This window comes from Methylobacterium nonmethylotrophicum (genome assembly GCF_004745635.1).
Taxonomy (GTDB): Bacteria; Pseudomonadota; Alphaproteobacteria; order Rhizobiales; family Beijerinckiaceae; genus Methylobacterium; species Methylobacterium nonmethylotrophicum.
Map to the genome: position 1 here is coordinate 1 of NZ_SRLB01000075.1, position 6,384 is coordinate 6,384.

7 protein-coding genes are annotated in these 6,384 nt (G+C 63.2%); 5 read left to right on the forward strand and 2 right to left on the reverse strand.

Translation table 11 applies throughout. The features are described 5' to 3' along the window. Positions 1-181: 181 nt before the first annotated feature. Positions 182-388: a hypothetical protein gene (locus EU555_RS35605; RefSeq protein WP_135420077.1), complete on the reverse strand. Its 207-nt coding sequence runs from the start codon at positions 386-388 to the stop codon at positions 182-184. A 280-nt stretch (positions 389-668) separates the two neighbouring features. Between EU555_RS35605 and EU555_RS35610 the strand changes: the two genes are divergently transcribed. Together EU555_RS35610 and EU555_RS35615 are read left to right on the forward strand one after the other, a co-directional pair. Continuing rightward, positions 669-1,298 (forward strand): ParA family protein, encoded by a 630-nt coding sequence (locus tag EU555_RS35610; RefSeq protein WP_167858774.1) that lies wholly within the window; start codon positions 669-671, stop codon positions 1,296-1,298. A 113-nt stretch (positions 1,299-1,411) separates the two neighbouring features. After that, positions 1,412-1,633: a hypothetical protein gene (locus EU555_RS35615; protein ID WP_135420081.1), complete on the forward strand. Its 222-nt coding sequence runs from the start codon at positions 1,412-1,414 to the stop codon at positions 1,631-1,633. Between the two features lie 750 nt (positions 1,634-2,383). On the opposite strand, the gene EU555_RS36590 is transcribed toward EU555_RS35615, so the two are convergent. Further along, the gene (locus tag EU555_RS36590) at positions 2,384-2,635 is read right to left on the reverse strand and encodes a hypothetical protein (protein ID WP_167858775.1); all 252 of its coding nucleotides are present in this window, start codon (positions 2,633-2,635) and stop codon (positions 2,384-2,386) included. 557 nt (positions 2,636-3,192) lie between these two features. Between EU555_RS36590 and EU555_RS35625 the strand changes: the two genes are divergently transcribed. The 3 genes from EU555_RS35625 to EU555_RS35635 all read left to right on the forward strand — a co-directional run bounded on the left by EU555_RS35625 (position 3,193) and on the right by EU555_RS35635 (position 6,312). After that, entirely contained in the window at positions 3,193-3,444 is a 252-nt protein-coding gene (locus EU555_RS35625) for a DUF4258 domain-containing protein (protein ID WP_135420083.1), read from the forward strand. Between the two features lie 14 nt (positions 3,445-3,458). Continuing rightward, complete coding sequence (locus EU555_RS35630; RefSeq protein ID WP_135420084.1) at positions 3,459-5,219, forward strand: N-6 DNA methylase; 1,761 nt, start codon at positions 3,459-3,461, stop codon at positions 5,217-5,219. A 79-nt stretch (positions 5,220-5,298) separates the two neighbouring features. After that, positions 5,299-6,312, forward strand: a complete 1,014-nt coding sequence (locus EU555_RS35635; RefSeq protein WP_135420086.1) for a DEAD/DEAH box helicase family protein — start codon at positions 5,299-5,301, stop codon at positions 6,310-6,312. Positions 6,313-6,384 lie beyond the last annotated feature (72 nt).

The following is a 6,384-nucleotide window of genomic DNA, read 5'->3' on the forward strand; positions in this document are numbered from 1 at the left end:
ACGACACCTTCGCCACCCTCCTCAAGACCATCCGCGCCTGATCGCTTCTGGCGCTCACCTCGTCGTCGACAAGGTCAGCCCGCTCGTGCACCGCGCCCAACCCCGTGGGTAATTACGAAAATAGGTCGATTATTGAATAAGACCGGCGCTTATACTGATAAGACCAGAGCGTAATACTGCGTCATGCCTTCCCGACGGCTTGCTCCACAAGCCTTATTGTATCGAACAGCCGCGCGCGCAGCTCACGTGCGGAGGCAATTGGAACGAGAACGGCCAGTTCTCGGCCGTCTGCACCCTCGAACCTCACGGCGAGCGTCTTGCCGGAGTCGATCGCTTCGACCTTCAACAGCCGGGACACCGCGAGGACAACCGGCGGCTTGTCACCCATGGCGAGGACTCCTTGTCAGCCCTTACGGTGTAGCTACGACCACGTAGAGGCGCCAGGAGGCCCGTTCCGCATCGGCCGGCACCTACCCTGCCGCAGACCGCAAACGGCCACTGGCGAGCTTCCTACGCGCGTGTTTGCGTGGATGCGTGATTGCGTGGATGCGGGTTCACGTTCCTTCGCTGCGTCTCGTCATTCTTCTCGACAACCCGGCCGACGCACCCCATTCTGCGGGATGACGTGGTTGCGTGGATGCGTGACCACACGATCCGAGGGGAGGCCGATGCGGACGGTCGTTCTGGCAAGTCAGAAAGGCGGCGTCGGCAAGTCCACGCTTGCGGCCTCGCTTGCGGCTTGCGCTGCGAGTGACGGCGAGATGGTGGTTGCCGTCGATCTCGATCCGCAGGGATCGTTCGCAGAATGGGGCCGGCTCCGGCAGGCCGAGCGCGGTGTTGAGTCGAACCTGCGGTTCCGTGTGGTCCGCCCCGCCGATCTGTCGGACTTTCACCGCCGGGTCATGGAGCATGGCGCGACGACGACGCTCTTGATCGACACCGCCGGCACCTTCGACTCGACGGTCGATCAAGCGCTGCGCCACTCCACGCTCTGTCTCGTACCGACGCGAGCAAGCGCCCCCGACCTGAAGGCGCTCCGGCCGACGATCGAACGCCTGCGGTTCCTGGAGAGGAAGTTCGCCTTCGTCTTGAACGGCGTCGACTCTCGCTCGCCCGGGCGCACGGCCGATGCCCTGGCGGTGCTCAAGGCCGCTGGCGATGTGGCATCCGTCATCACGCAGCGAGCGGCGTTTGCCGACAGCATGGCGTCAGGATTTGGCGTGACCGAGCTGGACGCGCGCGGGGCCGCAGCGTCCGAGGTGAATGGGTTGTGGTCGTGGTTGAAGGGGAGAGGATGACGATGGCGAAGCGGCCGGCACTTGGGGTGGATCTGGCGCCCAAGGCGTCTTCACATGAACCCTCAACCACGCAAACACGCAAACCCGCAGACACGCAAAATAAGGTGGTCCCGGTGGATGACATCCCGGAGGCAACGGGCCGGGCTGGATACAAGACGCGCGTGCGGGTGGAGAAGCCGCACGTCTCGCTGTACGCTGCCCCCGAGACGCTTCTCGCGATCAAGCGCCTCGCCCTCGACAAGGGGACGACCGCGCAGGCGCTCTACCGCCGCGGCCTCTACCTGATGCTCCAGGAAAACGGGCTGTACCTCGACAAGGCCGAGGACGACGTGTGATCGCGTAAACACGCAACCACGCAAACCCGCTGCGACAGGGGTGACGCTTTCATCCCTACTCGGGGCAGTTGGCCACATCTCCTGCTAGTGGACACGCAACCACGCGTCCTCGCTAGACAGCTTGGCGGTGAGATCGTCCACCGCCCTATCCCGGTCATCGGTCAGAGATCAGCCGACAGACCAGCCCAGGATCTGCGTGCACGCATGCAGGTCGACGTGCACGAAGACTACCGGGCTTGATAGATCAGAGCCATGCCGATCCATATCAGGATCAGGCTTTTACGACGCTCAACGCTCGGATGCGCTTGACCCGCTTCCTGCGCGGCGTTTACCGTGTCGAATGGCGCTCGACCATCCCGGCCGAGTCGCCAGCGAGAAAGCGTAACCGCCGCACGATCACCACACAAGCAAAACCCCTCCCGCTTGCAGGCGGAAGGGGCTGAGGCCCGCGAGGGGCAGAAGTCGAACTAGCACCCCGACTCTCCCCGACAACGCCGCTGGAGTCAACCGAGAACGTCGTTTCTCGGAGCGGGATTGCCTTGTCTGAAACCGAGCACGCACGGCGCGTCTCGGGATGATCCGTCGCGGCCCGACGAGGGCCTGATGATGAAACACGCCACGAAGGCGGAGGCGATTCCCGCCGCAAGAACGACGACGTTGCCGCCCGCGCGGAGGCGCGCACCGTGGGTGCCATCCACCCCCGATGGTCCTTACCGGCTCCCCCATGAAGTCCGGGACCGGCTTGCGTCGTCACTGGCACCGTTCCGCAATCGAGAGGCCGCGTTCGCCCTGGCTGTCTTCCTGGCGCGCTTCTGGACGGTGCCGGGCCGGTTGATGACGGCGTTCGCCATCGATCGGCGCAGCCTCGCCGATCATCGCGACCTTGGACTGTCGGAAGCGCGCGTGCGGGGTGCCCTGAAGGCGCTTGTCGCGGTCGGCTTCCTCGATCCGGTCGAACAAGCTGCGGGCCGGCGCTACCAGCGGACCGAGCACGGCTTGCACCGTCGCCCCGTCATGCACCGCTTCGGTGCCGAGTTTGGCGTGATCTTCGATCGTGCCAACCGTCGCGCCAGGACGACGCGTGAGGCTTGTTCCGCAGCTCGGCGCCCGATCATCCCGACGACGCGTCCCGCAGCTCCACGGCCATCCTCGTCCGTTCCAGCGGCATCCCGGCCTACCGCCGTACCGATCGCAATGCCTACTCGCCCAAATTCAAATCCAAGCGGAAGCGTTCTCTATATGGGTGACCAGAATCCAGCGGAGCCGTTATCGCCTTTAGAGGCTGCAATCGAGCGACTGCGGAGGGGTGTCGGTGCCTGATGCCTCGAGGCTAGCGGACGTCCAAGCGCTGCCGAGGACGACAGAACCGCAGCAGCAGCATGGCTTGCGAACTCCGCCAAGGCTCACGGTGGACGTCGCAGATAGCGGCCCCCACTCTCCCAGCCCTACACCACGCGGCGCAGGAGCCGCCTCGGGGATAAAAATCTGCCTATTTCAAAAAAATCAGCCATTGACTAATCAGTCACGGTCGGCCATATGAAGCTCAACAGGGGGTCGCCATGCCGATCACGACGAAGCACATGCACACCCGGATGAACCAGCGTGGCATTGACAGAGCTATGGTGGAGCTGGCTCTCACCCATGGCCGCTGTGAGCAGGACAAGTACGTATTTGACCGGCGCGAGGTGGACCGGCGTCTCGAAGAGCTTGATCGCGAACGCGGTCTGCTCCTGAAGGTTCGTGACAAGGGCGGTGTGGTGGTCGTCAGTGAGGACGACAGGCTGATTACCGCTTACGGACGGCGTCAATAAAGAAAGTATATTCAATGAAGATCTTTGATCAGGCAAAATGGTTGCTGCACGCGGCCATTCGAGATACTGGTTTGAATTTAAGTAATTCGGCATCGGTTGCGGCAATCCTACTGGCATGGTCGCAGGCATCATCCGCAAGCCGGGGAGATCTGCCGCCCTTCGCCGATGTGTCAGTCGATTACATGCTCGCCCAGTGGGAGCACGCGGTTCAGACGTTTGTGCCCGACGCCACAATCTCCGAGGTTCAAACCTCCTGGAAGCCGTGGAGTCAGACTGCTCTGGAGCAGTTCCGGCGTGCGATGCTTTCCGCGCTTTCGCTTGGGCTCACCGCCGACGATCTAGCCGCGATGATCTTGGAAATGGGGGCGGCCGAGGCTTGGATCTCTCCTCAGAGTGCGACGCTGCTGACAGGCTTGCTCTGGCGGGAGAAGTTGGCAGCGGTGCGATGCGGCCTGTCCTACGCCGTGCATGTGGCGTGGCGACTCGCCCAGGCAGGGCCGGTGCACCTAGACGTCGAAAGCGTGGCCCTAGCTTCCCTCGTCCGTACCCTGGCGCGCGCCTGTTCTAGACCGCTAACGGTTGAGGTCCGCAGCCTTCCTGACTTCACCGGCGAGGTTGCACGAGCACCAGAGTTCGCCCAAGCACTCCTCTTTCCTCCGCTCGGCATGAAGATTAGTGCCCAGGGGTCAACTCTGGGGTCGGCTGGTTTCCGGGCTGACGACACGCTGACCAGCGAGGCTTATGGCGCGCTCTGGGGCGCTCGCCTCGCGCAAGGCCGCTGCTTCGTGGTGGTTGGCAACGGCTTTCTCTTCCGGACGAACAGCCGGGAGGCCGCTCTCAAGCAGGTATTGATCGAGCAGCATGGTCTGGTGGCCGTCATGGCACTGCCGCGCGGCACGTACCCGCGTAGCGGCGTAGCCATGTCAGTCCTGGTGTTTGATCAGGCTCGGGCTGACAGCCTCTCCGAACGCAACTTGCGCTTCATTGATGCCGCAGGGATCGAGGATCAGGTACAGGGTCTCGATCTGCTGACGACGGCGACGCCGAGCCGGCACGCTGTGGACATCCCTTATGCGCAGGTTCGCGAGTCCGGGTTCAACCTCTCCGTCGAGCGCTACGTGCTGGATCCTGAGGCGCAGGCGAGCTGGAACATGCTGGAGAGTCGGGATACGGTCCGGCTTGCGGACGTTGCGGAGATCTTCCGCCCGCAAGCGCTGCCGAAAGCTTCCGGCGAGCAGAGCATGATGGCGGTCCGGGAGGCGATGCTGGCCGACATCCAGGACGGCTACCTGCTCCCGCCACAGCGGACGGGGCAGACGCCGGCAACGGCGATGCGCAAGATCGAGAGCACCATATTGCGCGAGGGCGATGTGCTGCTGTCGGTCAAGGGAACGATCGGCAAGGTGGCGCTGGTCAGGGGTGATGTGACCAACGCCGCTGATGCGCCGCCAGTCGTTCCCGCACAGTCCCTCCTTATCCTGCGGCTGCGCAAGGGCAGCCCGATTAACAGTCCGGAGGTCCTGGCCCGCTATCTCGGATCCCCAATGGTGCAGGCCCTGCTGCAGCGCCAAGCCGGAGGAACATCAATCCCTAATGTCGCGATAGGGGACATCAAGGAGCTGCCTGTGCCGATGTTAGACCCCGCTGCACAGGACAACATCCTCGACCTCGTGCGTGAGCACGAGCGGCTGCAAGGCGAAATCGCCATGCTCCGCCGTCGCATGGACGACATCCAGGCGGAGATTTCCAATACCATAAGACAGACTATGGTATGAATCGATATTCGAGAGATAAATTTGGCTAGTATCAAAGATAACATCTGATTGTATATAGAACAAAACAATGTAGGGTCGGATGATGAATGAAGCCTTTGCACGGGTCAAAATCGACCAGCTCTTGCGCGATGCCGGTTGGCATCTGACCGATGGCCGAAGCATTCGATTCGAGTATCCACTCGATGACGGGGGTAAGGCGGATTACGTGCTCTTCGACCGCCGGGGCCACGCGCTGGCGGTGCTAGAGGCTAAGAGCACGAGCGTCGATCTAAGCGCGGGCGAGGCGCAGGGTCTGCGTTATGCCGATGGACTCGACGTGCCATTCATCTTCCTGTCAAACGGCGAGGAGGTTTGGTTCCGTGACAAGGGGCAGGATGCCCATTTCCGCCGAGTCGAGACGGTGTTCGGTCCCGACGACCTCGCGCGCAGGAAGGCGGCGCGCGAGGTCCGCAGAAACCCCCTCGATGTCCCGATCGACACGCGCATCGCTGGTGGGGGTGGGCGAGCGCACCAGACCGCCTGCATCGACGTCTTGTGCCGCGAGATCGTCGCCGGCCGGCGCAAGATGCTGGTCGAGATGGCGACTGGCACCGGCAAGACCCGCACTGCTGCCGCGCTGCTGAAACGCCTATTCGAGGCCAGCTGGGTCACGCGGGCGCTGTTCGTCGTCGACCGGAACACGCTTGCGATCCAGGCCGAGGACGCCTTCACCGAGCACCTGCCGCACCTGCCGTGCTATCGCGTGCCCCGCTCGGGGCGGCGCTTCCAGGACGAGAAGCGCGTCACGATCGTGACGCTCCAGACGCTGGTCAACGAGTACGAGAAGTACTCGTCCGGCTATTTCGATCTCGTCATCGTCGACGAGTGCCACCGCAGCATTTATGGGCAGTGGCGGCGGGCGCTCGACCACTTCGATGGGGTCAAGATCGGCCTCACGGCGACACCTTGCGTGATACGGAACGATCCCGACGCTGATGCGGAGGACCGTGCCGCCGTCCGGGATACCCTTCGCTTCTTCGAGGTCGATCGGCCAACCTACAGCTACGGGATGCGTGAGGCGATCGCCGACGGTCACCTCGTACCCTACGTGTAGCGGCGCGCAATCGAACTGTGGCGGAGGCGCAATCGAGGGCGTTTTCCGGCGCACGATCGGTGAGACTGGAGA

Excerpts from the sequence above, each read along its gene's own strand:
- EU555_RS35625 (WP_135420083.1), top strand. The coding sequence starts at position 3,193 with ATGCCGATCACGACGAAGCACATGCACACCCGGATGAACCAGCGTGGC.
- EU555_RS35605 (WP_135420077.1), bottom strand. The coding sequence starts at position 388 with ATGGGTGACAAGCCGCCGGTTGTCCTCGCGGTGTCCCGGCTGTTGAAG.
- EU555_RS35635 (WP_135420086.1), top strand. The coding sequence starts at position 5,299 with ATGATGAATGAAGCCTTTGCACGGGTCAAAATCGACCAGCTCTTGCGC.
- EU555_RS35630 (WP_135420084.1), top strand. The coding sequence starts at position 3,459 with ATGAAGATCTTTGATCAGGCAAAATGGTTGCTGCACGCGGCCATTCGA.
- EU555_RS35610 (WP_167858774.1), top strand. The coding sequence starts at position 669 with ATGCGGACGGTCGTTCTGGCAAGTCAGAAAGGCGGCGTCGGCAAGTCC.